Annotated in this window: 22 protein-coding genes; 11 read left to right on the forward strand and 11 right to left on the reverse strand. The window is 69.0% G+C overall.

The features are described 5' to 3' along the window. Positions 1-10 precede the first annotated feature (10 nt). A complete protein-coding gene (locus K2F47_RS21990; protein WP_242906693.1) occupies positions 11-409 on the forward strand; it encodes a hypothetical protein in 399 nt (132 codons plus the stop codon). A 21-nt stretch (positions 410-430) separates the two neighbouring features. Here K2F47_RS21990 and glgX read toward each other — a convergent pair whose 3' ends face one another. The 6 genes from glgX to K2F47_RS22020 all read right to left on the reverse strand — a co-directional run bounded on the left by glgX (position 431) and on the right by K2F47_RS22020 (position 7,064). Further along, the gene (gene glgX / locus K2F47_RS21995) at positions 431-2,533 is read right to left on the reverse strand and encodes a glycogen debranching protein GlgX (protein ID WP_242906695.1); all 2,103 of its coding nucleotides are present in this window, start codon (positions 2,531-2,533) and stop codon (positions 431-433) included. 49 nt (positions 2,534-2,582) lie between these two features. Further along, positions 2,583-3,170: a GNAT family N-acetyltransferase gene (locus tag K2F47_RS22000; RefSeq protein ID WP_242906697.1), complete on the reverse strand. Its 588-nt coding sequence runs from the start codon at positions 3,168-3,170 to the stop codon at positions 2,583-2,585. Positions 3,171-3,209: 39 nt separating this feature from the next. Then, positions 3,210-3,773 carry a DUF4262 domain-containing protein gene (locus tag K2F47_RS22005; RefSeq protein ID WP_242906698.1) on the reverse strand — a complete coding sequence of 188 codons (564 nt, stop codon included), beginning with the start codon at positions 3,771-3,773 and terminating at the stop codon, positions 3,210-3,212. A 151-nt stretch (positions 3,774-3,924) separates the two neighbouring features. Next, complete coding sequence (locus tag K2F47_RS22010; protein WP_242906699.1) at positions 3,925-4,851, reverse strand: hypothetical protein; 927 nt, start codon at positions 4,849-4,851, stop codon at positions 3,925-3,927. A gap of 200 nt (positions 4,852-5,051) precedes the next feature. Further along, positions 5,052-6,110 (reverse strand): PP2C family protein-serine/threonine phosphatase, encoded by a 1,059-nt coding sequence (locus K2F47_RS22015; protein ID WP_242906700.1) that lies wholly within the window; start codon positions 6,108-6,110, stop codon positions 5,052-5,054. A gap of 120 nt (positions 6,111-6,230) precedes the next feature. Then, a complete protein-coding gene (locus K2F47_RS22020) occupies positions 6,231-7,064 on the reverse strand; it encodes an SAM-dependent methyltransferase (RefSeq protein WP_242906702.1) in 834 nt (277 codons plus the stop codon). 170 nt (positions 7,065-7,234) lie between these two features. Here K2F47_RS22020 and K2F47_RS22025 point away from each other — a divergent pair, with 170 nt between their 5' ends. The 9 genes from K2F47_RS22025 (at position 7,235) to K2F47_RS22065 (ending at position 20,443) form a co-directional block, all read left to right on the forward strand. After that, positions 7,235-7,873 (forward strand): hypothetical protein, encoded by a 639-nt coding sequence (locus tag K2F47_RS22025; RefSeq protein WP_242906704.1) that lies wholly within the window; start codon positions 7,235-7,237, stop codon positions 7,871-7,873. Then, entirely contained in the window at positions 7,870-8,751 is an 882-nt protein-coding gene (locus tag K2F47_RS22030; protein WP_242906706.1) for a hypothetical protein, read from the forward strand. Before K2F47_RS22025 ends, K2F47_RS22030 begins: the two co-directional genes overlap by 4 nt. Positions 8,752-8,946: 195 nt before the next feature. Beyond that, a complete protein-coding gene (locus tag K2F47_RS22035; RefSeq protein ID WP_242906707.1) occupies positions 8,947-9,273 on the forward strand; it encodes a histone-like nucleoid-structuring protein Lsr2 in 327 nt (108 codons plus the stop codon). Positions 9,274-9,574: 301 nt separating this feature from the next. Continuing rightward, positions 9,575-10,369, forward strand: a complete 795-nt coding sequence (locus K2F47_RS22040) for a transposase (RefSeq protein WP_242906708.1) — start codon at positions 9,575-9,577, stop codon at positions 10,367-10,369. Between the two features lie 373 nt (positions 10,370-10,742). Next, entirely contained in the window at positions 10,743-18,377 is a 7,635-nt protein-coding gene (locus tag K2F47_RS41440) for an RHS repeat-associated core domain-containing protein (protein WP_242906710.1), read from the forward strand. A 59-nt stretch (positions 18,378-18,436) separates the two neighbouring features. Beyond that, on the forward strand, positions 18,437-18,907 hold the full coding sequence (locus K2F47_RS22050) for a hypothetical protein (protein ID WP_242906712.1): 471 nt from the start codon (positions 18,437-18,439) through the stop codon (positions 18,905-18,907). A gap of 94 nt (positions 18,908-19,001) precedes the next feature. Continuing rightward, entirely contained in the window at positions 19,002-19,385 is a 384-nt protein-coding gene (locus tag K2F47_RS22055; protein ID WP_242906714.1) for a hypothetical protein, read from the forward strand. Continuing rightward, entirely contained in the window at positions 19,382-19,939 is a 558-nt protein-coding gene (locus K2F47_RS22060; protein WP_242906716.1) for a hypothetical protein, read from the forward strand. The genes K2F47_RS22055 and K2F47_RS22060 overlap by 4 nt, the downstream gene beginning before the upstream one ends. 111 nt (positions 19,940-20,050) lie before the next feature. Next, complete coding sequence (locus K2F47_RS22065) at positions 20,051-20,443, forward strand: hypothetical protein (protein ID WP_242906718.1); 393 nt, start codon at positions 20,051-20,053, stop codon at positions 20,441-20,443. Here the strand turns inward: K2F47_RS22065 and K2F47_RS22070 are convergent. Further along, on the reverse strand, positions 20,382-22,037 hold the full coding sequence (locus tag K2F47_RS22070; RefSeq protein WP_242906720.1) for an acyl-CoA dehydrogenase family protein: 1,656 nt from the start codon (positions 22,035-22,037) through the stop codon (positions 20,382-20,384). The two genes, K2F47_RS22065 and K2F47_RS22070, sit on opposite strands and share 62 nt — an antisense overlap. Before the next feature lie 171 nt (positions 22,038-22,208). On the opposite strand from K2F47_RS22070, the gene K2F47_RS22075 reads away from it, so the two are divergent. Continuing rightward, entirely contained in the window at positions 22,209-22,940 is a 732-nt protein-coding gene (locus K2F47_RS22075; RefSeq protein WP_242906722.1) for a DUF1707 SHOCT-like domain-containing protein, read from the forward strand. Here K2F47_RS22075 and K2F47_RS22080 read toward each other — a convergent pair. From K2F47_RS22080 to K2F47_RS22095, 4 genes are read right to left on the reverse strand one after another with little or no spacing between them, the layout of a single operon-like run. Next, positions 22,937-23,683: a sirohydrochlorin chelatase gene (locus tag K2F47_RS22080; RefSeq protein ID WP_242906725.1), complete on the reverse strand. Its 747-nt coding sequence runs from the start codon at positions 23,681-23,683 to the stop codon at positions 22,937-22,939. The two genes, K2F47_RS22075 and K2F47_RS22080, sit on opposite strands and share 4 nt — an antisense overlap. Beyond that, entirely contained in the window at positions 23,680-24,390 is a 711-nt protein-coding gene (locus K2F47_RS22085) for a phosphoadenylyl-sulfate reductase (RefSeq protein WP_242906727.1), read from the reverse strand. Before K2F47_RS22085 ends, K2F47_RS22080 begins: the two co-directional genes overlap by 4 nt. Further along, positions 24,387-24,551 carry an Insertion element protein gene (locus K2F47_RS22090; RefSeq protein WP_242906728.1) on the reverse strand — a complete coding sequence of 55 codons (165 nt, stop codon included), beginning with the start codon at positions 24,549-24,551 and terminating at the stop codon, positions 24,387-24,389. Before K2F47_RS22090 ends, K2F47_RS22085 begins: the two co-directional genes overlap by 4 nt. Positions 24,552-24,566: 15 nt before the next feature. Continuing rightward, positions 24,567-26,237: a nitrite/sulfite reductase gene (locus K2F47_RS22095; protein WP_372490900.1), complete on the reverse strand. Its 1,671-nt coding sequence runs from the start codon at positions 26,235-26,237 to the stop codon at positions 24,567-24,569. Positions 26,238-26,545 lie beyond the last annotated feature (308 nt).

A 26,545-nucleotide genomic window follows, 5' to 3' on the forward strand; every position in this document is an offset into this window, starting at 1 on the left:
GGGAGCGGACGTGGAGTTCGCCGCACTCACGGCGTGGGTGCTCGCGGCGACGGTGGGGGGCTACCTGCTGGTCGTCTGGATGGCCAACGGCGGGCGGTCGACGAAGGTCACCCGGTTCCCGATCCTGGTCCTCGTGGGGCACCCCACGGTCGCCCTGGCCGGGCTCGCCGTCTGGATCGCCTACCTGTTCACCGGCGCCGCCTGGTGCGCCTGGTCCGCGTTCGCCGCGCTGCTCGTGGTCGCCTTCCAGGGGTTCATGCTGTTCACCCGCTGGCTCGTCGGACGCGGCGGACGCCACGCGCGCGGCGCCGAGCAGGCGTTCCCGGCCGCCGCCGTCGCCGCGCACGGGGCGGTCGCCGCCGTGACCGTCGTGCTGGTGTTCCTCACCGTCATCGTCCACGCCAGATGATCCGAGCGGGATGAGGGGGGTTCAGTCGAGGCGCCGCAGGACGAGCAGGGAGCGCCCAAGGACGCGCAGGTCGTCGCGGGCCTTGGCGTTCGGCCGCTCGCCCGGCGCGTCCGGCTCGGCCGTGTCCAGGACGAACTCCCAGCGCTCGCCGTACTCGCCGCCGGGCAGCGTGAACCCGACCGCGTCCGGGCCCGCGTTGACCAGCAGCAGGAAGGAGTCGTCGCGGACGCGGCGGCCGCGCGGGTCGGGCTCGGTGATCGCGTCGCCGTTGAGGAGCACGCCGAGCGACTTGGCGAACCCCGCCTGCCAGTCGTGGTCGGTCATCTCCTCGCCCGCCGGGGTCAGCCAGGCGATGTCGGCGGCGGCGCCGGTGCCCGTCCCGGTGAAGAACCGGCGCCGCCGGAACACCGGGTGGTCGCGGCGCAGCAGCGACAGCGTCCGCACGAACTCCATGTCGCCGGGGTCGTCCCAGTGCACCCAGGCGAGCTCGTTGTCCTGGCAGTAGGCGTTGTTGTTGCCCTGCTGCGTGCGGCCCATCTCGTCGCCGTGCGAGAGCATCGGCACGCCCTGCGACAGGAACAGCGTCGCGAGGAGGTTGCGCCGCTGCCGCGCCCGCAGCTCCAGCACGGCCGGGTCGCGGGTGGGGCCCTCGACCCCGCAGTTCCAGGACCGGTTGTCGTCGGTGCCGTCCCGGTTCTCCTCGCCGTTGGCCTCGTTGTGCTTGTGGTCGTAGCCGACGAGGTCGGCGAGCGTGAACCCGTCGTGGCAGGTCACGAAGTTGATGGACGCGAACGGCCGCCGCGCGCTGTGCTCGTACAGGTCCGAGGAGCCGGTCAGCCGGGACGCGAACTCCGGCATCGTCGCGTACGAGCCGCGCCAGAAGTCGCGGACGGTGTCGCGGTACTTGCCGTTCCACTCCGTCCACAGCGGCGGGAAGTTGCCGACCTGGTAGCCGCCCTCGCCCACGTCCCACGGCTCGGCGATCAGCTTGACCTGCGAGACGACCGGGTCCTGCTGGACGAGGTCGAAGAACGTCGACAGCCGGTCGACGTCGTGCAACTCCCGCGCCAGCGCCGAGGCCAGGTCGAAGCGGAACCCGTCCACGTGCATCTCCAGGATCCAGTAGCGCAGCGAGTCCATGATGAGCTGGAGCGCGTGCGGGTTCCGGACGTGCAGCGAGTTGCCGCAGCCGGTGTAGTCGAGGTGGTAGCGCCGGTCGTCGTCGCGCAGCCGGTAGTAGGAGGCGTTGTCGATGCCCCGGAACGACAGCGTCGGGCCGAGGTGGTCGCCCTCGGCGGTGTGGTTGTAGACGACGTCCAGGATCACCTCGATCCCCGCCGCGTGCAGCGCGCGGACCATCGCCTTGAACTCCGCCACCTGCTCCCCGCCGCTCCCGGCCGAGGCGTAGCCGTTGTGCGGCGCGAGGAACCCGATCGTGTTGTAGCCCCAGTAGTTGCCGAGGCCCCGCGCCACCAGCGCGTGCTCGGGCACCGACTGGTGCACGGGCATCAGCTCGACGGCCGTGACGCCGAGCCCGAGCAGGTGCTCGATCATCACCGGGTGCGCGAGGCCCGCGTAGGTGCCGCGCAGCTGCTCCGGGATCTCCGGATGCAGCTTCGTCAGGCCCTTGACGTGCGCCTCGTAGATGACGCTCTCGTGGTAGGGGGTGCGCGGCGGCCGGTCGTCGCCCCAGTCGAAGAACGGGTTCACCACGACGTTCTTCGGCATGTAGGGGGCGCTGTCGTCCTCGTTCAGCGCCGCCGGGTCGGCGAAGCGGTAGGAGAACAGCGACTCGTGCCAGCGCAGCGCACCGTCCACGGCCTTGCCGTAGGGGTCGAGCAGCAGCTTCGCCGGGTTGCAGCGGTGCCCCTCCGCGGGCTCGTACGGGCCGTGCACCCGGTACCCGTACCGCTGCCCCGGGCCGACGCCCGGCAGGTACCCGTGCCAGACGAGCCCGTCCACCTCCGGCAGGTCGCGCCGCGTCTCGGCGCCACCTGCGTCGAACAAGCACAACTCCACCCGCTCCGCCACCTCGGAGAACAGCGCGAAGTTCGTCCCCGCACCGTCCCAGGTGGCGCCCAGCGGGTACGCGTCCCCGGGCCAAACCTCCGCGGCCTCGTCCATCCGCCCCCCTCGCCCATCGGCGTCGCCGGTCGATTCTGACGTACCCGCCCTACCCGCGCGGCGACACTCCATAGGGCAGGCGCCACACGATCTCGTCGTCGTCGGTCTCGGCGGTCGGCCGCAGCCCGAGCCGCGCCGCCACCGCGCGGGACGCGGCGTTGTCCGGATGGATCGACGCGACGATCTCGGCGGCGCCGTGCGCGCGCAGCCACCCGACCAGCGCCCGCGCCGCCTCCGTCGCGAAGCCGAACCCCTGGTAGGGCATGCCGATGACCCACGCGACCGACGCGGCGTTGCGGGCGTCCGACGGTGTGACGGTCGAGCCGTCCGCCGGGGGCGCCACGGTGTAGCCGGGCCGCGCGGGCGCCACGGTCGCCTGGACGTAGCCCACGGCCTGCCCGTCCCGGCGGCGGCGCACGACCCAGTTGAGCCAGCCCTCCTGGTGGAACGGCGCCGGGCCCGCCACCAGGTGCGCGTACCGCGCGCGCAGCTCCTCGACGGTCAGCGGCTCGCCGCCGATGTAGCGGTGCAGGCGCGGGTCGTCCAGCACCGGGGCCATCTCGTCCGCGTGGTGGACGGCCAGCGGCTCCAGGACGAGACGCGGCGTCGTGATGGTCTCGGCGATCGGCCCGAACACCCCGCCGATCCTACGGCGTGCGCGTCCCGAAACGGCCGGTCAGCGCCCCGTGGCGCGCAGGCGGCCGGTCCAGACGCCCTGGGAGTGCTGCGACGGCGCGAGCCACAGCCACGGCTGCGTGTGCCGGAACTCCAGCTCGGTCCCCGGCTGCCAGGGGTACAGGCCCTCCGCGTTGGGCCAGACGACCTGGAGGAACGGCAGCGGGGGCCGCCGGTAGAACGAGACCGCGCCGGAGAACAGCGCGTCGTACCAGCGGGTGTCGACGGCCCGGAACGCCGCCGGGCGCCCCCGGACGACGTCGTCGCGCCGCTCGCCGTTGGACGGCTCCGCGCCCTCGGCGACGCGCCGGCCGAGGGCGTTGAGCGTCTCCTCCGTCTCGTACACGTCGCCGCCGAACATCGCGAGCTCGGGGGAGCGGTGGCTGTGCCACAGCCCGATCGTGTACGCCCAGCCGGGGACGTCGCCCTCCGGCTGGACGAGGACGACGCTCCACCCGTACTGGGTGATGTGCACGATCGTGCGGAGCCGGAAGTTGTCGAGCCGGTCGCGGTCGCCGTGGTCGTGGCAGATCACGCACGCGCAGGGGGGACGACCGTCGGGCATGGCCTTCAGCTTACGATCTCTTCACGCCGCCGGCTCGTCCCGGGGGGCCCGTGCGTAGCCGTCCCTTCACCTACCGCACGTATCCGCGCCGGTCAGGACACCTTCCTAACAAATCCGTGAACTATGGCTGGTCGCGCCTCTGCGGCCGTGGCTACTGGCGGACGATCCAGTGGTCGTTGGAGCCCGCGCGCACGAACTTGAGCGTCGGGCACCAGTAGTCGCGCGGGTTCGGTTCGGCGGTGGGCTGCCACGGGGAGTCGGACGCGCCCGCGGGACGCCACGCGCCGTTCTGCCGGAGCTGGATGGAACTGCTCTCGAAGACGACGTTCTTGGCCTCGTTGCAGTAGTAGGCGTTCCCGGTGGAAGCGTCGCGGCTGGCGTACACCTCGAAGATGTTCCAGCCGTAGGTGAGCTGGCTCGTGTCGCTTCCCGACTTGCTGTAGAACAGGCTCCAGCTGCTGGTCTTGTAGTTGTAGAGGTACGCCGACCACGCGTTCCCGCTCGTGCCCGTCTTGACGAGCTGGATGTTGTAGGCGGGATGGCCGTTCACGACCTGCGTGTAGGTCTGGAGGAACGCGGCGTCCATCTTGATCTCTTTGGCGGGCCCGTTGCCGCCGCACCAGTCCCACGCCCAGATCTCGTTCCCGACGGCCTGGGAATAGACGGTCGTGACCTCCATGCAGGACCCGGCCGCCTTGATGGTGGGCGTGTAGGTGAAGTCGGCGCTGTTGGACACCCGGTAGGACGTGTCGACGCTCTGCGTCGCCATCATTCCGTCGTGGCTCGCGGCGGTCGGCTCGACTCCCCAGAAATGGTGGAGCTGTGCGCGCCGTACGCGCAGGCCGTGCAGTTCGCGGAAGGCGCGCGCGGCCTTCTCGCTCCCGGGGGTGCGGGCGAACGGCCGGGCCTCGGTGACGGTTCCGGACTTCGGCGCGTCCGGGCTGGGGGACGCGGCGGGCGCCGGGGGTCCCGGGGGCATCGCGGCGGCGGGGGCGGTGGCTCCGGCGGTGGGGACGACCACCGGAGCCACCGTGAGGGTGGCTAGCGCGGCACACGTGAGCATGCTTCGACGCGGCATGGGGCTACTCCTTGGCGGGGGGCGGAGCGGTCGGCATGCGCGCGCTTGCCGTGGCACGTGGCGGGGGGCTTGTCGTGCCGGTCCCAAGGATCATGACGGGCGCCGGGTTGAGTCAATGATCGGAATTTCAGCGCGCTTTCAGTACGCGTCGAAAAGGCCCCGGGGACGGGCCGGATTCACCTTCGCCGGGGCACCCGCGCTCAGGCGGTGATGGACGGTTCCGTCGTCAGCATCAGCATCGCGGCGTCGTCATCGAGCGGCTTGCCCGCGTACCGGAGCAGATCCGCCTGGAGCGCGTCGAGCGCCGTTTCGGGATCGGCGCCGACGAGCAGGTCGGCGCGCTCGGCCAGCGGGTAGAAGACGCCCCGGTCGTTGCGCGCCTCCACGACCCCGTCGGTGTAGAACAGCACCTGGTCGCCGGGCGCGAACCCCACCGAGAAGGGCGCGGCGGCCTCCTCGACGAGCCCGGACAGGCCGAGCGGCGGCGCCGGCTCCGGCGGGTCGAGCGGCCGCACCGGGTGACCGGCGCGGACGAGCAGCGGCGGCGGATGGCCGCGGTTGAGCAGCGTGAGCCGTCCGCCGGAGTCGAGTTCGGCGAGCACGCCGGTGACGAACTGCTCGCTGGTGAGCTGCCGCGCCAGCGCCCGCTCGATCCGGTCGGCGACCTCGGGCAGCCCCGGCTCGTCGTAGGCGGCCTCGCGGAAGGCGCCGAGCACCACCGCCGCGGTCTCCACCGCGTCCAGCCCCTTGCCCTGGACGTCGCCGACGATCACCCGCACGCCCCGTGAGGTCATCACCACCTCGTACAGGTCCCCGCCGATCCGCGCCCGGGCGGACGCCGACAGGTAGCGGACCGCCGCGCGGACCGGCCCCACCCGGCGCGGCATCGGCCGCAGCAGCACCCGCTGCGCCACCTCCGCGATCGTGCGCACGTCGGCCAGCTCGCGCTCGTTGCGCTCCCGGTAGGCGGCGGCGAGCATCCCGGCGGCCGTGACCCCGACGACCGAGATGAACGTCGCGTCGCCCGCGCGGGTGCCGATGATCTCGTCGTGCCGCGCCAGGCCCGCGCACAGCGCGATCGCGAACAGGCCCACCCACGCCGTCCGGCGTACGCCCCCGGCCAGGCTCGCGAACGCGGGCCCGAGCGACAGCAGCGGCAGGTACCCCACGCCCGGCCCGGCGGACAGGTCGACGGCGGCGACGAGCGCCATCATCGCGAAGGGCAGGATCGTCAGCGGGGAACCATGGCGTCGCCCCAACTGCCCACCTCCGTCCGCGACCGTCCCGCCCCTCACGTGCAGCTTAGTGTCGCCGACGGCACGCGCCGCGCAGCACCTCCGCCGACCGCAGGGCGGCGCCGGGGGCGTGTCCGGGCCGCGTCAGGGCCGGCGGAGGAGGCCGCCGTACTCGCAGAAGTCCCGTCCCATCCTGGACGCGCCCGCGAAGGCGGCCAGCTCCTTGGGGACGGGCGCCAGCGGCGGCTGGCCCGGGTCGGGCCGCCAGTGGACCACGTTGACCAGGCCGGGCTCGACCGGCTCCAGGCCATCCAGGAGGGCGTCGACCTCGGCGCGGGTGCGGGTCTGCCACGGGATCCCGGCCGCGGCCATCCGGGCGTCGAGGTCGGCGGCGCGGGCGGGGTCGGAGCAGACGATCTCCGAGAACGCCAGGTGGCTGCCGGGCGCGGCGCGCTCCAGCACCGTCCGCAGGACGCGGCGCGGGTCGTCGGCGTCCACCAGGTGGTGGGCGACCGACAGGAACAGCACCGCGAGCGGCTCGTCGAAGTCGATCAGGCGGCCGACCTCCGGATGGCCGAGCACGGCCTCCTGGTCGCGGAAGTCGGCGGTGATCACGACGGTCGAGCCGTCCCCGGCCAGCAGCGCCCGGGCGTGCGCGAGGACGATGGGATCGATGTCGACGTAGACGACGCGCGCGTCCGGCGTGAACTGCTGCGCGACCTGGTGGACGTTGGCGTCCGTCGGGAGCCCGCAGCCCATGTCGAGGAACTGCCGGATGCCCGCCTCCACCACCAGGTGGCGGACGACCCGGTACAGGAACAGGCGGTTCTGCCGGGTGATGTCGATGCTCTCGGGAAAGGCGGGCGCCGTCCTCAGCGCGAATTCCCGATCGACCTGGTAGTTGTCCTTACCGCCGAGCGCCCACCCGTATACGCGGGCGGAGGTCGGGACGTCGTCGGGGATGTCTCGGGTGTCCATATCGCTTCTCTCAGGGCATGGTGGCCAATATCCCGCCCGACGGAAGCTATCCCGCCAAGGTGGTCGTCGTGGCCCGGTTCGGCCATCCCGGCGTCCCGCTCCGGCCATCGCGGCCACGGGCGTGTCGGACGAACTACTCTCCGGTATACGGATTACGCGGGGCGGTGGCCATGAGATTTCTCCGGATCGGCGCCGTCGCGGGCGCCCTGTCGCTCGCCCTCGGCTGCGGGGCCGTCGAGAGCCCCGAGACGAAACCGGCGACGCCCGCCCGCGGGCCCTCCGGGGTCGGCGCGCCCGGCACCGGCCAGGGGAGCGCGGGCGGGGGCTCCGGGCAGGGGTCCGGCTCCGGCGGGAAGGAGTACCCCTGGAGCCTCCCGGACGGCGACCCCGGCCTCACGGTCGCGTTCGGCACGATCTACCTGTCGATCCGGGCGGGCGACTGCGGCGCGGCCCAGTCGGAGCTCGACTCCTACAGCGAGAGCGGCGGCACCCTCAGCGACGAGGGCGACAAGACGCTCCTGCGGGTCGGGATCGCCCTGTGCAAGGGCGAGCGGACGACGGCGTCGAACATCTTCGACACCTACGAGTGGCCCGGATACAACGACAACTGGTTCCAGTGCCAGCTCTACACGGTGGCGGGGAGCGTGCTGCGGCACCGGCCGCCGTCCTCGTTCGCCGACTGCCCGGCCGTCCAGCCCGGGTCGGAGAAGTCGGACTCGCCCTCGCCCGAGGCCAGCCCCGACGACCCGCCCACCGGCGAGTCGCCGCCGGTCACGGGCGAGCCGTCCCCGTCGGCGGAGCCGAGTTGACGGAGGAGGCCCCCGAGCCCCCGTCCGAGCAGGCGGGGGTCGGGCCGGGCGTGCTGCGCTGGCTCGCCGGGCTGATCGCCAACGTGTCCGTGCTGACGGCGCTGCTGGTGTACTTCGGCTGGCAGCGCAACTACGTCATGGCCGACCGGGTGGGGATCGAGGAGAGCGTCCTCGGCCAGTCCGTGCGCGACTACCTGCTGCGGAGCGTGCGCCCGGCGCTGGTCCTGCTGCTGCTCGTCGCCGTCTGCGGGCTCGGGTGGCTCCAGGCCGACCGCGTGCTCGCCCCGAGGGTCCGCGACCGGGGGCCGGAGGACCGCCTCGTCCGCCGCACGCTCAGGTTCCTCGCGGTGGCCTGGCTCGCGCTCCCGCTCGCGGTCTACGCGCTCGGGTTCACGGCCCGCGCGTTCGCCTTCGACGGCGGGCGGGAGGTCGCCTACGTCGGCTGGCCGCTCAGTATCGGCGCGGGGCTGCTGCTCACTTTCTACGGGACGCAGTTGCGCGGGACTTCGCCCGCAGACAAGGAGTCACTGCTCCACGCTTTCGTCGCGGTGGCCGTCGTCGTGATGCTCTTCTGGGGCACCTCCAACTACGCGACCCTGCAAGGCAATGCCCTCGCCGACAGGCTCGTCATGGGCATTCACCGGCAGAACGAGGTCACCGTCTACAGCCCAAAGCGTTTGTTCCTGGCCGCCCCCGGGGTGACCGAGACCGAGCTTCCGGGCAAGAACGCCGCCTACGGCTACCGGTATGGCGGCCTGCGCCTGCTCGCCCATGCCGGAGGCCATTATTTTCTGGTCTCCGACCGCTGGGCCCCTGGCGGCACGGTGATGGTGCTGAGCGAGAAGGACAATCTGCGGCTGGAGTTCTCCCGCACCTGAACGCCCTCGTCAGAGCCCCGCACCCGTCCCGGTGGCCGGGCTTTCCGGGCATATCGGCTGCTTCGCGGACGCCCGCCCGAGGAACTGTGCTAACTGAACTCCGCCCGTTCATCGGCGTAAGGCTGTTGCAAATGGGAAAGCTCGCCTATCATCGGCTACTCTCGAACTGAGAAACCGAGTGGGAGGAAGTTGCTCATGGCGCAGAAGGTCCAGGTTCTCCTGGTTGACGACCTCGACGGCGGGGCGGCGGAGGAAACCGTCTCCTTCGCCCTCGACGGCCGGTCGTATGAAATTGATCTGAACAAGAAAAACGCGGCCAAACTACGCAAGGCGTTCGCGCCCTACAAGGACAATGCCCGTCGGGCCCGCGCTGTCGGAACCCGCAGAGGTGCCGGCCGCGGGGCCGGCAACCGCGAGCGCAGCGCCGAGATCCGCGAATGGGCCCGGTCCGCCGGCATCAAGGTCAACGACCGCGGCCGCATCCCCGCGACCGTGATCGAACAGTACGAGGCCGCCCACTGACCCACCACCCGGCGGAGGGCGCGGCCGGCAGGAAGGCTCCACGACGAGGCGGGCGCGGTCCCCTGCTCCCCGCGCTCGGCGAGGGCCCCTGACCAACGGCCGCGCCCTCGCCCGCCGCCCAGCCGCCCCCGGCCCGGCCCCTCGCCGGGCGCGGCAGCGCTCCCGGAGGTTTCCACCCGACCGTCTGCCGCACCAGTAGTTGATCTTTCAGTCACCGTCGGCTACTGTCCACCCGCGGATCTGGTCTCGGGTCCCATTGCCGCTTCGTGGCCGATGTCCACACGTCGCCTGGGAGTGTTCGATGAAGGCCCGTCCGATAACCCGGTTGCGCGAGGGTATTGACTCTCTGTTTGACAAGAGTCAAACAGAGGTCGAAGTGATTCCTGAACTGGGCCGGCTAGGGGCCCAAGTGCTGCTCCAGATGGCGCTCGACGCCGAGGTCACACTTCAGTTGGGCCGGCACACCGGCCAGCAGCGCACGGTCGGGCGTGCCGGCGTGGCTCCCGTCGTGCGGAGCGGTCACCGCGTCGTCGTCATCAAGACGACCGCCGGCCCGGTGCGCCTGTGGTGGCCGCGGTTGCGGGGCGGCCAGGGCGGCTTCGTCTCGCGGATCTACGGGATGCAGACGATCGACGTCGAACCGCTGATCCGGTTGTTCGTCACCTCGCATGTCAGACGCCTCGACGCCACGGAGGTGCACGAAGCGCTCGTCCGCGCGTTCGGGCTGCCCGCCGCCGTGGCCTCCACGGTGCTGCTCCAGGGAGTCAGCCATCGCATGGTCGTTGACTGCGAGGCGTGGGGACGTCGTCGGCTGGAGGGGATGGACCTCGGTTCACTGCGGTTCGTTCCTGGGCGTCTGGCCGTGTCGGACGTTGTCGACGGTGGTCCCGTTCTCGCGGTCGGGGGAGTGTCGGGCGATGGAGACCCGTCCTTCCTCGGCCTGTCCCCAGGAGCCGCCGACTCGGTGGAGGCATGGACGGCGCTGCTGACCGATCTCGCCGCCCGGGGCCTTGACGGGCCCGCCTCGGTCGCCGAGCCGGTGCCATCGGCGTTGGTCACGGCCTTGAGCCGGGCGTTCTTCGCGGTGGTTCGCTGACTCGCGGAACCGTCTCCCCCTCCTCCGCAGAATGCCCGAATGAGCTAAATATCTTGGCTTATGTACCGAGATGTCCCTTTTCGTGCATTGGGCTCTCAATGACCCCTTGTACGACGGAACGCAACTGCTGATCCTTGACCTCGGGCCGATCATGGAGCGGAGGCCGGGGTGGGGACGAAGCAGGGCTACACCGAGGGGCATGGTGTGAACGACTCAGCGACCTCGCAGTCACCATCCCTTCTCCTCGCCTCGCCCGGGTGACCGCAGACCCGTTGTCTTGACGACGGTCCTTTCTGAGCGGAAGGACCTCACCCCCCGCTTGAAAACTGGATGACGAGCGTCTCGCGCGCTCGTCTGGCCGAAGGGTGCCCTGGTGGCCTTCCGTCGTACGCTCGCTGCGGCACTGTCGGTGCTACTGGCCGTTCTGCTGACGATCCCCGCCGAGTTGAATGCCGCTTGGGCCGAAGGGCCGCAACTCGCGGTCAACGGCTCGGCGCTGGACGGGAAGACGCTACCGGCACCGTTCACGGCCACGGTGCTGGACCCGGGAACGGTGAGCAGCGCGGGCGTGACGTTCCTGGTCAACGACTCCTACGCCGGCAAGGACACCGCCGCTCCGTACGAATGGACCATCGCCGACGCCACGGCGCACAAGTTGAAGGCGCGCTGGATCGATTCAGCGGGGAAGACCGTGGAGACGGTGGCGAATTTCACCGTCAGTGACACGAACACGCCGGTCCTGAAGGTGAACGGGGCGAAACTCGATGGGGCCTCGGTCACGTCGCCGTTCAGGGCCGTGGTCGAGGGAACCGGCCCGGTCGACGCCGGCGGCGTGACATTCCTGGTGGACGACTCCTACGCGGGAAAGGCCACCTCCGCGCCATACGAGTACACCGTCGTCACCGGCGCCGGGGCGCACAAGCTCAAGGCCCGATGGAAGAACGACGCAGGGGTGCAGACCGAGACGTCGGCCACCTTCACCGTCACCTCCTCGGCCAACCCGTATCTGCAGGCCAACAACGCCGCGCTCGACGGGGCGACGCTCCCGGCACCGTTCACCGCGACCCTCGCCCAGGCCGACACGGTCGATGCCGCCGGCGTGACGTTCCTCGTGGACGACTCCTACGCGGGCAAGGACACCTCGGCGCCGTACGAATGGCAGGTGAACGCGGCGGAGGGTGCGCACAAGCTCAAAGCCCGATGGACGAGCGGCCAGGGTCTCGCGCTGGAGGTCGTTGCCAACTTCACGGTGGGCAAGCCCGGGGACCCGCCGGAGCTGCCGGAAGCGGTGCCGGCGAAGATCAGCGTCGCGCCGGGGCCGGCACTGAAGCGGTTGTGGACCACGGTCGACAACAGGCGCAACAAGGTCCAGGGCCTCTACGACTGGTCGAAGGTCGGATACGGCGGCGGCAGCGTGCTGCCGGACTCCTCGCAGTACCTGCGGGACGAGGATCAGTGCCGCATCACCGCCACCGAACTGGAGAACGACTACCACGTCGTCCCCGACGACGGAGGCAATGACACCTCCGGGCTCCAGCGCGCCATCGACGACATCAAGAAGAACTGCTCGCCCACGGGTTCGCAGTTGAAGATGTCCATCATCCAGCTCCCCAAGGGCACGTTGAACGTCACCCGGCAGATCTCGGTGGACGCCGACTATCTGCGGATCCGCGGCCAGGGAACCGGGAACACGGGAACGAAGATCGTCTTCCGGCCGGACGAGAACACCCGCTACGACAAGATCACCAAAGACGGCAGCCGCTGGGATCTCGACGCCATGACAGGCGAGGAGAACGCCAGCGGCGGGTGGATCTGGCCAGGCCGCGGCCTGTTCCGCGTGCAGTCCCGGAAGGTGGCCCCCGAGTACCAGACCGCCTATGACAACGCCCCGGCCAACCGCAAGGACCTGTACGAGGGCAGCGTCAACGTGCACTGGCGCGCGGGCGTGAAGCTCGGATCGAAGGCCGGCGATACCGGTTATGCCGCCCGCAAGGGCGACAAGGTCATCCAGCTCGACCCGAACTCGCCGATCACCGTGTTCGACACCTTCAAGGTCGGCGGCATGGTCAACGTCCGGGTCGCCAACAGCAAGAAGTTCTACGAGGAGATGAAGGCGCTCCCCACGGAACACCAGCTGGACAACCTGCACATGCGGCAGCAGATGATGATGGTGACCGCCGGCGACCCCTTGGCGCGCACCCTGACCCTGGACAAGCCGCTGGAGTTCGACGTTCCGATCAACTCCACCGCCGACGGTTCCGACCCCATCGACGGCAAGGTCTTCGACTCCAAGGTCTCCCCGATCGTCGACCTGGTCACCAACGTCGGGTTCGAGAACTTCGCCTTCACCCAGGACATGCCGGGCCTGGACAAGGAGAAGGCGAGGAACAACTACGGCAACATGGCGCCGGACGCGGCCATGCACGGCATCGTGTTCAAGTGGGCCGCCAACTCCTGGGTCGAGGGTGTCCGCTCGGACATGACCGGGTCCCACCCGATCGTCACCGAGGAGGCCGCGAACCTCTCGATCGTCGACAACCGGTTGGACGGCGCCTGGAACAAGGGCAAGGGCGGCAACGGGTACTTCCGCGGCTCCCGCGTCTGGGACTCGCTCTACGCCGGCAACACCACGCGGAACCTGCGTCACTTCACCTTCCAGTGGTCCGCGGCGGGCAACGTCGCGATCGGCAACAGCTTCGACTCGGACCTGAACCTGCACGGCGGCTACGAGCGCAACAACCTCTTCGAGCTCAACGAGGTTTCGGTTCCCTATGCCCATCGGCCGGCCAACTGCACTTCCAACTGCGGTGACGAAGGCGGGTCCGATCCCGACGACTCGCAGTGGTATCCCATCTGGTGGGCCGCCGGGAAGAAGGCCGTCAAGTGGTCGGGCTCGTCCGGCCCGAACAACGTCTTCCATAACAATCACCTGCTCAAGCAGGTGAACTCCGAGACCGAGCCGTTCAACCCCTACTACAAGGACCGGAAGCGGATCTACCAGTTCGGCTGGGACGGCTCCAAGTTCAAGCACCTGGAGCAGAACGGCGACCCCATCGCCGACTGGGCGCACAACGAGACCATGGACTACACCGGCGGGCGCGGCATCGTCGCCGACAAGACCTTCTCCGGCAGCAGTGTCTTCCTGCGCTCCATCAGCCTGACCGGTTACGGCGGCCCGCACCCGCAGAAGCTCCAGCAGACATGGGGGTGCTCCTGCTGGGACGGCTCGGGCATGGTCAACACCCGCCTGGCCGCGGACCCGGTCAACACCGCGACCGGCGCGCTGATGGAGCACTTCGACGACCTCGAAGTCGACGGGTTGGGCAAGAGCCTCGGGTGGACCCGGACCTACAACAGCCTCGACGGGACCGACGGCCCACTGTCACCCGGCTGGACCTTCGCCTACAACGCGAGTATCGCGAAGGGCACGGTCACCCATGATGGCGTGACCAGTGAGGTCGTCACCTACCGCAACGGCACCGGCGGTCAGTCGCAGTTCGCCAAGGACGACAGCGGCCGTTACAAGGCCATCGACCCCGCCATCACCGCCACACTCACCGAACTGGCCGACGGCTGGCAGTTGAAGAATCTCGACGGTGACATCCTCCGGTTCAACTCCGGCGGCCAACTCACGCACGATTTCGACGACCAGGGCCACGGGGTCGCTCTGGTCTACTCCGGTGGGCGCCTGTCCACCCTCACCGACCACCTCGGGCAGACCTTCACCGTCGGCTGGGGCACCGATGGCGCCGCCGCCGGGAAGATCATCAAGGTCTCCGACGGCCACGGCCGATCCATCTCCTACGGGTACACCGAATCCGCCGGCAAAGCGCGGCTGACCAGCTTCACCGACGTCACCGGTGCCACGACCACCTTCTCCTACGACCCGTCGACCGGTTTCGTCAACGGCATCACCGACGCGCTCGGCCGCACCACCGCCCGGACGACCTACGATCCAGCCACCAAGCGGGTCACGTCCCAGAAGGACGCCTCCGGCGCGACGACGAATTTCGCCTGGGACGCCGAAAGTGAGACCGCCACCGTCACCTTCCCCGACGGAACCACCCGCCAGGACATTTACCAGAACAACGTCCTGGTCTCCCAGGTGGGAGCAGACGGCCGGACGTCCAACACCTACTACGGCGCCAACAACGAGGTCATCGCCGAGAACGATCCGAACCAGGCGCTGACCAAATCCACCTATGACGAGCGCGGGAACCTGCTGAAGCGCACCCTTCCCGCGGAGCCGGACGACGAGTCCCCGCCGTTTGAGGAATGGACCTACGACTCCGGTAACAGGGTCACCAGCCACACCGACGCGCTCGGCAACAAGACCACCTACGACTACGACGACCGGGGACGGCTGGCCACCACGACCAACCCGGACGGCGGCACCACCAAGCTCACCTATACCGCCGCCGGGCAGGTGAAGACGTCCACCGACCCCCTGGACCGCACCACCACCTTCGACTACAACGGCGCGGGCGACCTGGTGAAGCAGACCAGCCCCGGCGGAAAAGTCACCACCTGGACCTACGACGACGCCCACAACAAACTCACCGAGACATCCCCCCTCGGCAACGTCAGCGGTGCCGACCCCGCCAAGTACACCACCAGGTGGACCTACGACCTCGCGGGCCGGGAACTGACCGAAACCGACCCGCTCGGGCGCGTCACCACCAGCACCTATGACGGCGCCGGACAGCTGACCGAGGCCAAGGCGCCGGATGGCGGCATCACCAAGTTCACCTACAACGACAACGGCGACCCGCTGACCGAAACCGACCCGCTCGGCCGTGTCACGCGCTACGAATACGACGGAGCAGGCCGCAAGAGCGCCACCGTCGGCCCGGACGGCGGCAGGACCACCTACGTCTTCGACGACGAGGGCAAGCTCGTGTCGGTCACCGGCCCGATCGGCAACGCCGAGGGAGCCTCGGCCGAGGAGAAGCGCCGCGACACGACCACCTACATCTACGACGCGGCCGACAACGCCATCCAGACCCGGCGGGTCGACCCGAACGACCCCGCCAAGTACCTGGTCAGCGCCACAACCTACGACCTGCGAAACCAGCCGGTCACCGCCACCGGTCCCGACGGCGCGCAGACCAGGAACAGCTACGACGACAACGGGCAGATCACCAAGACCGTCGCGCCCGACGGTGCCGAGACCACGATCACCTACGACCCTCTCGGCCGGGAGAAGACCCGTACCGGAGGCGGCCTCTCCGTCACCAACACCTACGACAAGGCCGGCCAGCTCCGCAGGACCGAGACCGGCGGTGGCGCCGTCACCACGCACGAGTACGACGACGACGGGCAACTCCTCGCCACCGTCGACCCGCGCGGGAACGTCGCCGGCGCCGATCCGAACGACTACCGGACCGTCTTCACCTACGATGCCGGCGGCCAACGCACCAAGGTCACCGACCCGCTCGGCCACAGCGTGGGCACCGAGTACGACCCGGCCGGCCAGGAGGTCAAGACGACCGACGCCGCGGGCCACGCCACGACCTTCGCCCACGACGCGCTCGGCAACGTCCAGTCCGTCACCACCCCCACCGGGGCGGTCACCACCTACACCTACGACAAGGGCAGCCAGCTCACCCAGCTCAAGAACCCCCGCGGTGGCATCACCAAACTGACCTACGACGACGCCGGCCGGCTCAAGACCGAGACGACGCCGGGCGACCGCACCACCACCTACGACTACGACCCCGCCGGTCGCCTCACCTCGAAGAGGTTGCCGACAGGGCAGATCAAGTACGGCTACGACAGCGTCGGCCGCCCGACCTCCGTCGACTACGACGACGGCAGCCCCGACCTGGCGTACCGGTACGACGCGGCGAGCCGCCCGGTCGAGATCACGCAGAACGGCCCGTCCGGTGCGAAAACCACCAAGGTCTCCTACGACGGCGACGGACGCGTCACCAAACTCGCCCGGGACGGCGAGCTGTTCGTCTACGACTGGGATGCGAACGGCAAGCTGGTCAAACGCACACTTCCGGGAAACCGGGCGCAGTCCTACACCTATGACACGGACGGCCGCGTCGCTTCCACCACCCTGACCGGCGCCACGCCCCTCAAGGTCGACTACACCTACGATCCGGCCGGCGCGCTCAAGACCACGACCCGCCAGGACGGGCCCACCACCGACCGCACCTACGACCGCGCGGGACGTCTGACCGACCTACGCCACGTCCAGGGCGACACCCCGCTCGTCTCCCACAAGATCGCCTGGAACGAACGCGGCTTTCCCTCGACCGTCACCACCACACGCGGCGCCACCGCCACGACCTCGACCTACGACTACGACGATGACGGGCGCCTCACCAAGTACTGCCAGGCGATCGGCGGCCAGTGCACCGGCGACTCCGGTTACACGGCCTACGGCTACGACCCCAGCGGCAACCGCACCAGCCTGACGACCCGTAAACCGGCCAGTGCCGGCGGCGGAACCACGAGCACCTACACCACCTTCGATCCGGACGACCGGCCCATCCAGGACAGCGCCACCGAAGGCGGTCCAGCCACCACCCGCTACACCTACGACGACAACGGGAACCTGCGGTCCCAGCAGACAGGTACCGCCACCAGGAACTTCGTCTACGGCCTCGACGCCAACCTGCAACAGGTCACGCTCGAGGACGGACGCAACGTCACCTACGCCTACGACGAGAACGGCAACCGCACCAGCCGCGCCATCAACGGCGTAAGGGACGCAGGCTGGCAATGGGACGGCCTCGGGGATCTGGCCACACGCATCGCCGAAACCGATGCCAACGGCACCGTCACCCACCAGTGGTGGGAAGACCCGGTCAGCTCGCTCGGCACCGCCCTGACCGACGCCCCGGCCAACGCTCCACCGACCTGGCTGCTCGACGACTACCAGGGATCGATCACCGATGCCGCCGCGAAGCAGGGCGGCGGCCTGGCCCTCGTCGGTTCCGGCGAGCAGGACCCGTTCGGCTCCCCGATCGCGACGACCGGCACCTACACCGCCAACCCGCTGCGTTTCCACGGGCAGTACCTCGACGGCGTCACCGGCCTGTACGACGTCCGCGCCCGCGACTACAACCCGGCCACCGGCGCCTTCACCGCCACCGACCCGGTCAAGGCCGCCGCCGGTACGCCGTTCACCAACACCTACCACTACGGCTACAACAACCCGGCCGTCGTCACCGACCCGAGCGGAGAGTTCGGGTTCCTCGCGAGAGTCGGCATCGGCGCGATCGTCGGTGGCGGACTCAGCTACGCGGCCCACGGGCTGAGCACGGGCGACTGGTGGAGCAAGGACGCGGCCTGGGCCGCGGGGAGCGGCGCCCTCGCCGGCGCGTTCGGCGGAGGCTTCAGCTCCTCCGCCCGCACGATCCTGCGCCTCGGCGGCTACGCCCTCGCCGGCGGAGCCGGCAACCTCATGTACGGCTGGGGCACGAGCAACGGCGGCTACGGCGGCTACGACGCCCTCAACGACTTCGGAACGGGCGCCGCCTGGGGCCTCGCAGGCCCCGCCTTCGGCGGAGCCTTCCGCGCCATCAAACCCATCATCCCCCCACAAATAGCCCGCTGGAGCCAAAAAGGCCTCGAAAAGGCCTGGGGCCCCCTCAAAAAGGCGCTAGTCAAGTGCCCATTGATCAATAGATTCATCAAAAAGGAGGCGCAGGTAACTCGGAATAGAGCAGCAGGAAATGCTGCATCTGATAGAATAGCAGTGAGATATCCTGGTTCGAAGCGAGAGTATTCGCTTAGCGCAGCCAGTGGGCGTCGGGTTATCGACATTTTTACGCCAGGCGGAAAGGCAATTGAGTCAAAGGTGGGACGCACGTCATACGGAGCACGGGAAAAGCAGGAACTAAAACGTGATATCGAACTGCTGAAGGATCCATCGTCGCCAGTGAAGTTCGTGGAGTGGCATTTTAGTGAAAGTAAAGTCACTGGGAAAAAGGGGCCGACGAGGCAGCTCGAAGAGGCACTGAGGAATGCCGGAGTAAAGATCGTGATCTATTAATGGTTAACTGGAATGGTTATGAGCCCTATGTTCCACTACATGAAGGTCTCCTTGACGAGTTGACGCGAAAGCAGGCGCGGGAGGAGTTTAATCATCTCATGGGGGCGAAGTCAGCGCGAATACAGGAGTTGCGAAACCTTCTCCAAGTTAACGAGGTGCGCTACGGACTGGACGATCAGTCGATACAAGATCTAAACGACTGGTTCCGCGTCAACGTTCAGCCAAATCCGGATCTACCTGAGCGTCTAGAAAATATTTGGTATGCGGTGGTGAACGACGTTGCATTGCATTTGGGTGACATAATAATCTTGCGAAGCCCGCGCCTCCAGTGGATAATGTTCGTGGCGGGGAAGAAGAATATGGCCTATCAAAGGCATGTCATATCAGGTTTCACCCGCGTGGCCAATCCAAAATACAATGTGGATATTGATATCGCTGTGGCCACCTATGCTCACCAGATAATCGCCGGCGAGCAAGTCGAAGTCGATTATTTCCTTCAGGTGGTCCGACATTGTGAAAATGTAGCATAATGTCGAAGCGAGGGATCCCTGTCGGTTAATGTCAACATTGTATCGGTTCCATGCTGTCTGTAAACGTTAAAATTGATGCGGGGACATTTTGACAGTGAGTTTCAAGCGCCTTCTCTATTCTAGTTTGCGCGCTATTGGGGGTTGGTGGTGGGCAATCCTTGCGGCTTTGGTGGTGGTGATTATCGCGACATTCCCGTTGTCTGGTGAGAGTGGTCGGGCAGATAAGACACATGAAGTCAAAGAGGAGGCGGGACCGCCAAAAGCGGTATCATCTGGTGTCGGAGGGCCTCGGCTGGCGAAGGAGCGGAGTTTCACGTACGCCGACTCGGCGTATGGGAAGTGTTTGCAGCAGAACGGGGTGACGAAGTTTCCGCCGCTGAGCAAGCCGTTGGTTCTCGACACCGCTGACCCGGTGGTGGCCAAGGCGGTGGGTGCCTGCCGCTCGCTGGCGCCCGTCTCGCCGACGCCGACTCCTTGATCTATGAGGATCGTGAGCTGTTGATGGTCGGCTGGGATGGTTACGGTCCCTACATGCCCCTTCATGAAGGGCTTCTCGGTGACCTGACGCGGAAGCAGGCGCGGGAGGAGTTCAATCACCTCATGGGGGAGAAGGCGGCTCGAATACGGGAGTTGCGAAGCCTCCTGCGAGCCAACGAGGTGCGGTGTGGTGTGGACGATCAGGCGATACAAGACCTGAATGACTGGTTCCGCGTCAACGTGCAAGCGAATCCGGACCGGCCTGAGCGGCTGGAGAATATCTGGTACGCGGTGGTGAACGATATTGCCCTGGATCTGGGTGACGTCATCATCTCGCGAAGTCCAGGGCTCCGGTGGACGATGTTCGTATCGGGGAAGCGGAATATCGCCTATCAAAGGCATGTCATAGCGGGATTTACTGGTGTGGCCAATCCTAAGTATTGCGTAGACATAGATATTTTCGTGGCTACTTATGCTCATCAGGTCATCGCCGGCGAGCAGGTGGAAGCCGATGGCTTTCTTCGGGCGGTCCTGCATTGTGCGAGTGTGGCATGATGGCGTCGCGACACGGGCTCTGCTGACGGCCGCCGAGCGCGGCATGTCGCTGCTCTCGTGGCGATCAAGGTCGTGCCGGGAGTGGGGCGGGGCGATCGGAGGTCTTGTCGGGTGGGCGAAGCGTACGAGGATTGTGATCTGATCTATCTTCGGCCGCTTCTCCACGCGCTGGAGTGGCTTGCGCGAGATGCCGAACAGCAGGTCGGTTATGTGACCGCGGAACGCGTGAGCGTTGACGAGTTGGCGCTGATGTTCTATGACGTGTACCCCGGTGCCAGCCAGCATCTTGAATCGCGGCCCGATGATCGGGCTCTTCTGGAGGAACTAGGCAAGATCGATCGTCTGCTGGATGAGATGAGCGATGGGCCGAGTGCGCTCTGGTCAGCCGAAGCGCCGTTCTCCGCGCAGGAGTGGGCAGATCTGCGGCGGCAGTCCCGTAGTGTCATCGACCTTCTGTGCTGGCAGTACCCCTGGCTGTGGGAGTTTTCGGGGTGGTGCGGTTGATGATGGGAGTGAGGTCCAGGCCTGGGGGGAGGGTGCCGAAGGCGGTTCCCCAGTCGCCGTTCAGGCGGGTGGCGCAGAAGGCTTCGGCCACGGCTGGGTGGCCGTGTTGTAGTAGTAGGGATGCTTGGAGGGTCACGGCCAGGCGTTCTGCCACTCGGCGGGCCTGAAATTCCAGTGTCGCGGTGTCGGTCAGGGTTTGCTTGGTTTCTTTGACGGCGGCGTCCAGGCGGGGGTCGGCTCCTTGGGAGAGGGCGATCTCGTCGAAGAACGCGTCCTGGGTTCGGGGGTCGCGCAGGGCGCGGAGGAGGTCGAGGGCGGCCACGTTGCCGGAGCCCTCCCAGATCGAGTTCAGCGGGGATTCGCGGAACAGGCGGGGCATGCCCGACTCCTCGATGTAGCCGTTGCCGCCCAGGCATTCCAGGGCCTCGGCCGTGTGGGCGGGCCAGCGTTTGCAGACCCAGTACTTGCCGACCGCGAGGGCCAGGCGTTTGAACGCCGTTTCCTTCTCGTCGCCGCGGACGGAGCGGTCCGTGGCGCCTGCCAGGCGGGTCATGAGGACGGTCGCCGCTTCGGACTCGACCGCCAGGTCCGCCAGGACGTTGCGCATCAGGGGCTGGTCGGCGAGGTATTTGCCGAACGCCTTGCGGTGCGCGGCGTGGTGGGCGGCTGTAGTGACGCCCTGGCGCATTCCCGACGCGGCGCCGATCAGGCAGTCGAGCCGCGTCATGTTGACCATTTCGATGATCGTGCGGACGCCGCGTCCCTCGGCGCCGACGCGCCAGGCGAGTGCGCCCTCGTACTCGATCTCGGCCGAGGCGTTGGAGCGGTTGCCGAGCTTGTCCTTGAGGCGCATCAGGCGCAGCGGGTTGAGCTCCCCGTCCGGCAGGACGCGGGGCACGAGGAAGCAGGTGAGGCCGTCCGGGGCCTGCGCGAGGGTCAGGAACACGTCGCACATGGGGGCGCTGGTGAACCATTTGTGGCCGGTCAGGCGGTAGGTGCCGTCGGGGTGGCGGGCCGCCTCGGTCGTGTTCGCGCGGACGTCCGAGCCGCCCTGCTTCTCGGTCATCGACATCCCGGCCAGCAGCGCGTTCTTGGTCAGCGGGGCGCGGAGGCCGAAGTCGTACTCCGGGCGGGCCAGCAGCGGCTCGTACTGGGCGGCCAGTTCCGGGGACTGGCGCAGGGCGGGGACGGACGCGTACGTCATCGAGATCGGGCAGCCGTGGCCCGCGTCCACCCGCCAGACGTAGAACTTGGCGGCGCGGGCGACGTGCGCGCCGGGACGGGGGTCGGCCCACGCGGAACCGTGCAGGCCGTGGGTCACCGCGACCGTCATCAGCTCGTGCCACGCCGGATGGAACTCGACCTCGTCGACGCGGTTGCCGACCCGGTCGTGGGTCCGCAGGACGGGCGGGTGCTCGTTGGCGAGGCGGCCCAGCTCCTGCGCGCGCCCGGTGCCCGCCAGGCGGCCCAGCTCGCGCACCTCGGGCACGGCCCAGTCCGCGCCCTCCCGCTCCAGGCCGTCCAGCAGGGCGGGGTCGTCGGCCACGTCGTGCCCGTCGAGCGGGGGGACCTGGTTGAAGACCTCGTGGGTCACGGCGCTCCCTCCGGGTATGCGGGGTGTCACCCGGAACAATACAGAATGCCGTTCGGAAGGGGTGTCGGCCGTGCTCACGAGCCCTGTGCGGGGGCATCCTCCTGAAGTGGTGGGGCGATCTCGTCCGCGCGGCGGATTGCCCTGGAGGCGCTAAGGCATACCGTCGGAAACATGAGTCAGTCCAGTCCGCAGCCGGGGCGACCGCCGGAAAGCCGCCCCGCCGACCTGCGGAAGGAACCCCGCCCCGCAGCGGTGCCGGAGACCGCCGGCGGGCCCGGCACCGATCCCGCGGCCGTGCCCGGGGTGGGCGTGGTCCGGGCGTCGGACGCCGAGCGGGAGGCCGTGGTCGAGCGGCTGCGCGTCGCCTCGGTGGAGGGCCGGCTGACCTTCGAGGAGCTGACCGAGCGGACCGAGGCGGCCTACGCCGCCGTCACCCGCGGCGAGCTGGAACTGATCACCCGCGACCTGCCCGGCATGGGCGCGCCCGGCGCCAACCCGGCGCCGGTGCAGGTCAAGCGCAAGTTCAGCGCGATCATGGGGGACTGCAAGGAGCGCATCGTCGGCCGCATCGACGAGCGGCTGGAGGCCGTGTCGGTGATGGGCGACGTCGAGCTCGACCTGCGCGGCGCCCAGGTCCCCACCGGAGAGGTCACGGTGTACGCCACCGCCGTGATGGGCGACATCAAGATCATCGTGCCGGACGGGGTGACGGTCGAGCTGAGCGGCCGGGCGGTGCTGGGCGACCGGCGGGTCGCGGTCCGCGAGCCCCGGCCCGGCGCGCGGGTCCCCGTCGTCCATGTGGTCGCCCACGCGATCATGGGCGATGTCAAGATCGTGGACGACGAGCACCACGCGCCGCTGCGCCGCGCGATCGCCTCCTGGTGGAAGGACCGGGACCGCTAGACGGCGGCCTGCTCCGCCCGGACGGCGAGGGCCTCGGCATACCGGTGGACGACCAGCTCGGCGACCTCCGGAGCCGCCCCCAGAACGGGCGACACCGCGTCCGCCCCCGCCGCCAGCGACTCCGCGCGGACCTTGTCGGCGAAGTGGCCCGGCGCGAGGATGTAGGACGCGACGGCCACCCGCGGCGCCCCGGCGGCGCGGAACGCCGCCACCGCCTCCGCCGGGGACGGACGCGACGCCGACGCGAACGCCGGGACCACGTCCCACCAGCCCCGGGCCCGCCACTCCCGCGCCAGCCGCCGGATCGTGGCGTTGGCCGAAGGGTCCGACGAGCCCGCCGACACCAGCACGACCGCCGTGTCCGGCGCACCGGGCGCCACGCCCGCGTCGGCGAGGCGCCGCTCCAGCGCGTCCATCAGCAGCGGATGCGGGCCCAGCGTCGCGGCCGTGCGGGTCCGCAGGCGCGGACGCCGGTTCCGCGCCCGCGCCAGCACGCCCGGGATGTCGGTCTTGCTGTGGTAGGCGGCGGTGAGCAGCAGCGGCAGGACGACCGCCTCGTCCACGCCGTCGCGGGCCAGGCCGTCCAGCACCCGTCCGGGCGCGGGCGGCGCGTGGTCGAGGAACGACGCGTGCACGGGCACGCCGGGACGCAGCGCCCGGACGGCCTCCAGGAGGCCCGCGACCGTCGCGGCGGCGCGCGGGTCCCTGCTGCCGTGCGCCACCGCGACCAGGGGCGTGCTCACAGGTGGATGCCGCACTCGGTCTTGCCCATCCCGGCCCAGCGCCCGCTGCGCGGGTCCTCGCCCGGCGCGACGGGGGACGTGCACGGCGCGCACCCGATCGACGGGTAGTCGTCGTAGTGCAGCGGGTTGACCAGCACGCCGTTGTCCTCGATGTAGTTGTCCATGTCCTCCTGGGACCAGTCCAGGATGGGGTTGACCTTGACCATGCCGCGCTTGCGGTCCCACTCGACGACGCGGCGGTCGCGGCGGCTCGCGGTCTCGTCCCGGCGGATGCCGCTGAACCAGGCCATGTAGCCCTCCAGCGCGCGGCCGAGCGGCTCGACCTTGCGCAGGTGGCAGCACAGGTCGGGGTTGCGGCCGAACAGGCGCGGGCCGAGCGCGGCCTCCTGCTCGGCGACCGTCCGGGACGGCGTCACGTTGATCACGTTCACCGGGTAGACGGCCTCCACCGCGTCGCGGGTGCCGATCGTCTCGGCGAAGTGGTAGCCGGTGTCGACGAACAGCACGTCGATGCCGGGCTTCACCTTCGACACCAGGTGGATCAGCGCCGCGTCCGACATGGACGAGGTCAGGCAGATCCGGTCGCCGAAGGTCGCCGCCGCCCACCGGATGATCTCCAGGGTGGGCGCGCCCTCCAGGGCGGTCGCGGCGGACTCGACGATGTCCTCAAGGTCGAGCGTGGGTCTGTCGGTCTCCAGAAGAGTCACCGAGGGTTCTCCTTGTGTGTCTGGGGCGCTCCAACACCGAGGAACTTCAGTGAGAAGGATCGGACGCAGTCGTGGCAGAACCAGGCCCCGGTCTCCTCCAGGGGCTCCAGGTTCTCCTCACCGCAGTACGGGCAGTAGAACGGCGCGGCACGTTCGCTCATTTCCGCTGCCCCCGGTTACTTCAGATCGGCTTCGTCGGCGCGGCGCACCCACTCGGCGAACCGCTCGCCTTCGGTGCGCTGCTCGTCGAACCGGCGGACCACCCGCTCGACGTAGTCGGTGAGGCCCGCCGAGGTGGTCTTCAGCCCGCGGACCTTCTTGCCGAACGTGGCGCCGAGCTCACCGCCCAGGTGGATCTGGAAGCCCTCGACCTGGTCGCCGTTCTCGTCCACGACGAGCTGGCCCTTGAGGCCGATGTCGGCGACCTGGATGCGGGCGCACGCGTTCGGGCAGCCGTTGACGTTGATCGTGAGCGGCTGGTCGAAGTCGGGGAGGCGCTTCTCCAGCTCGTCCATGAGGTCCATCGAGCGCTGCTTGGTCTCGACGATCGCGAGCTTGCAGTACTCGATGCCGGTGCAGGCCATCATCTGCCGCCGGAACGTGGAGGGGCGCACCTGGAGGTCATGCTCGGCGAGGGCGTCCGCGAGCGCCTCGGTGTTCTCCTCCGGGACGTCCAGGATGACGAGCTTCTGCTCGATCGTCGTGCGGACGCGGCCGGAGCCGTACCGGGCGGCCAGCTCGCCGATGGCGCCGAGCAGCTCGCCGTTGACGCGGCCGACGCGCGGCGCGAACCCGACGTAGAAGTTCCCGTCCTGCTGCGAGTGGATGCCGACGTGGTCGCGGCGCTCCTTCGGCGCGGCCGGCTCGGGGCCGTCCGGCAGCGCGTACCCGAGGTAGTCCTTCTCCAGCACCTCGCGGAACTTCTCCGGGCCCCAGTCGTTCATGAGGAACTTCAGCCGGGCGCGGCTGCGCAGCCGCCGGTAGCCGTAGTCGCGGAAGATCGAGGTGACGCCGTGCCACACCTCGTGCGCCTGCTCGGGCTTGACGAACACGCCGAGGCTCTTGGCGAACATCGGGTTCGTGGACAGCCCGCCGCCGACGAAGATCTGGTAGCCGGTCTCGCCCGTCTCGTTGACCACGCCGACGAACGCGATGTCGTTGATCTCGTGGACGGTGCAGTGCGAGGTGCAGCCCGACAGCGCCGTCTTGAACTTGCGCGGCAGGTTGGAGAACTCCGGCGAGCCGATGTAGCGGTCGTGGATGTCGCGGAGCTGCGGCGTCGCGTCGATGATCTCGTCGGCCGCGATCCCGGCGAGCGGGCAGCCGATGATCGTGCGCGGGGTGTCGCCGCACGCCTCGGTCGTGTGCAGCCCGACGGCCTCCAGCGCCTCCCAGATCGCGGGGACGTCCTCGATCCGGACCCAGTGCAGCTGGACGTTCTGCCGGTCGGTGATGTCGGCGGTCCCGCGCGCGTACCGGGTGGAGATGTCGGCGATCGTGCTCAGCTGGGCGCCGCTGAGCTGGCCGCCGTCGATCCGGATCCGCATCATGAAGTAGCGGTCGTCGAGCTCCTCGTCGGGGAGCGCGCCGGTCTTGCCGCCGTCGATGCCGGGCCGGCGCTGGGTGTAGAGCCCGAACCAGCGGAACCTTCCGCGCAGGTCCGCCGGGTCGATCGAGTCGAAACCGGCCTTGGAGTAGACGTCGATGATCCGGCGGCGGACGTTGAGCCCGTCGTCGTTCTTCTTGTTCTCCTCGTTCTTGTTGAGCGGTTCCCGATAGCCGAGGGCCCACTGGCCCTCGCCCTTCTTCTTGCGCTTGATCGCGGGTGGCACGGCGCGCGTCCTCATCTGTGTGGTGAGGGACGCGTAGCGCACCGGCGGTATGGGACAGCCGGCTCGGCACTGAGCAGGGTGATCGCAGGGATGACGCCGATGCACCACGCGCCCGTCGAGCAGGGCGTGGTCGGGGCGTCAGCGACAGATCGCGCTGCGGACGCGCAGGAAGTCGACGTGCCGGCGTTTCGCCAGCAACGGATCCGCAGCAGTCATGCCTAGACTCTGACACGACGTCTCGCGGGCTGTCCAGTTACGCCCGGCGTCGGCGCACGTGAGAAGAGTCATCCCTGCCGTCTCCAATTCACCCCGGGTTCCGGTGG

Origin of the sequence: Actinomadura terrae (genome assembly GCF_022751215.1) — a bacterium.
GTDB lineage: Bacteria > Actinomycetota > Actinomycetes > Streptosporangiales > Streptosporangiaceae > Spirillospora > Spirillospora terrae.

What these genes read in the sequence shown, in the direction of transcription:
- glgX (WP_242906695.1), bottom strand. Translation starts at nt 2,533, where the DNA reads ATGGACGAGGCCGCGGAGGTTTGGCCCGGGGACGCGTACCCGCTGGGC.
- K2F47_RS22005 (WP_242906698.1), bottom strand. Translation starts at nt 3,773, where the DNA reads ATGCCCGACGGTCGTCCCCCCTGCGCGTGCGTGATCTGCCACGACCAC.
- K2F47_RS22010 (WP_242906699.1), bottom strand. Translation starts at nt 4,851, where the DNA reads ATGCCGCGTCGAAGCATGCTCACGTGTGCCGCGCTAGCCACCCTCACG.
- K2F47_RS22020 (WP_242906702.1), bottom strand. Translation starts at nt 7,064, where the DNA reads ATGGACACCCGAGACATCCCCGACGACGTCCCGACCTCCGCCCGCGTA.
- K2F47_RS22025 (WP_242906704.1), top strand. Translation starts at nt 7,235, where the DNA reads ATGAGATTTCTCCGGATCGGCGCCGTCGCGGGCGCCCTGTCGCTCGCC.
- K2F47_RS22035 (WP_242906707.1), top strand. Translation starts at nt 8,947, where the DNA reads ATGGCGCAGAAGGTCCAGGTTCTCCTGGTTGACGACCTCGACGGCGGG.
- K2F47_RS22040 (WP_242906708.1), top strand. Translation starts at nt 9,575, where the DNA reads ATGAAGGCCCGTCCGATAACCCGGTTGCGCGAGGGTATTGACTCTCTG.
- K2F47_RS22075 (WP_242906722.1), top strand. Translation starts at nt 22,209, where the DNA reads ATGAGTCAGTCCAGTCCGCAGCCGGGGCGACCGCCGGAAAGCCGCCCC.
- K2F47_RS22090 (WP_242906728.1), bottom strand. Translation starts at nt 24,551, where the DNA reads ATGAGCGAACGTGCCGCGCCGTTCTACTGCCCGTACTGCGGTGAGGAG.
- K2F47_RS22095 (WP_372490900.1), bottom strand. Translation starts at nt 26,237, where the DNA reads ATGAGGACGCGCGCCGTGCCACCCGCGATCAAGCGCAAGAAGAAGGGC.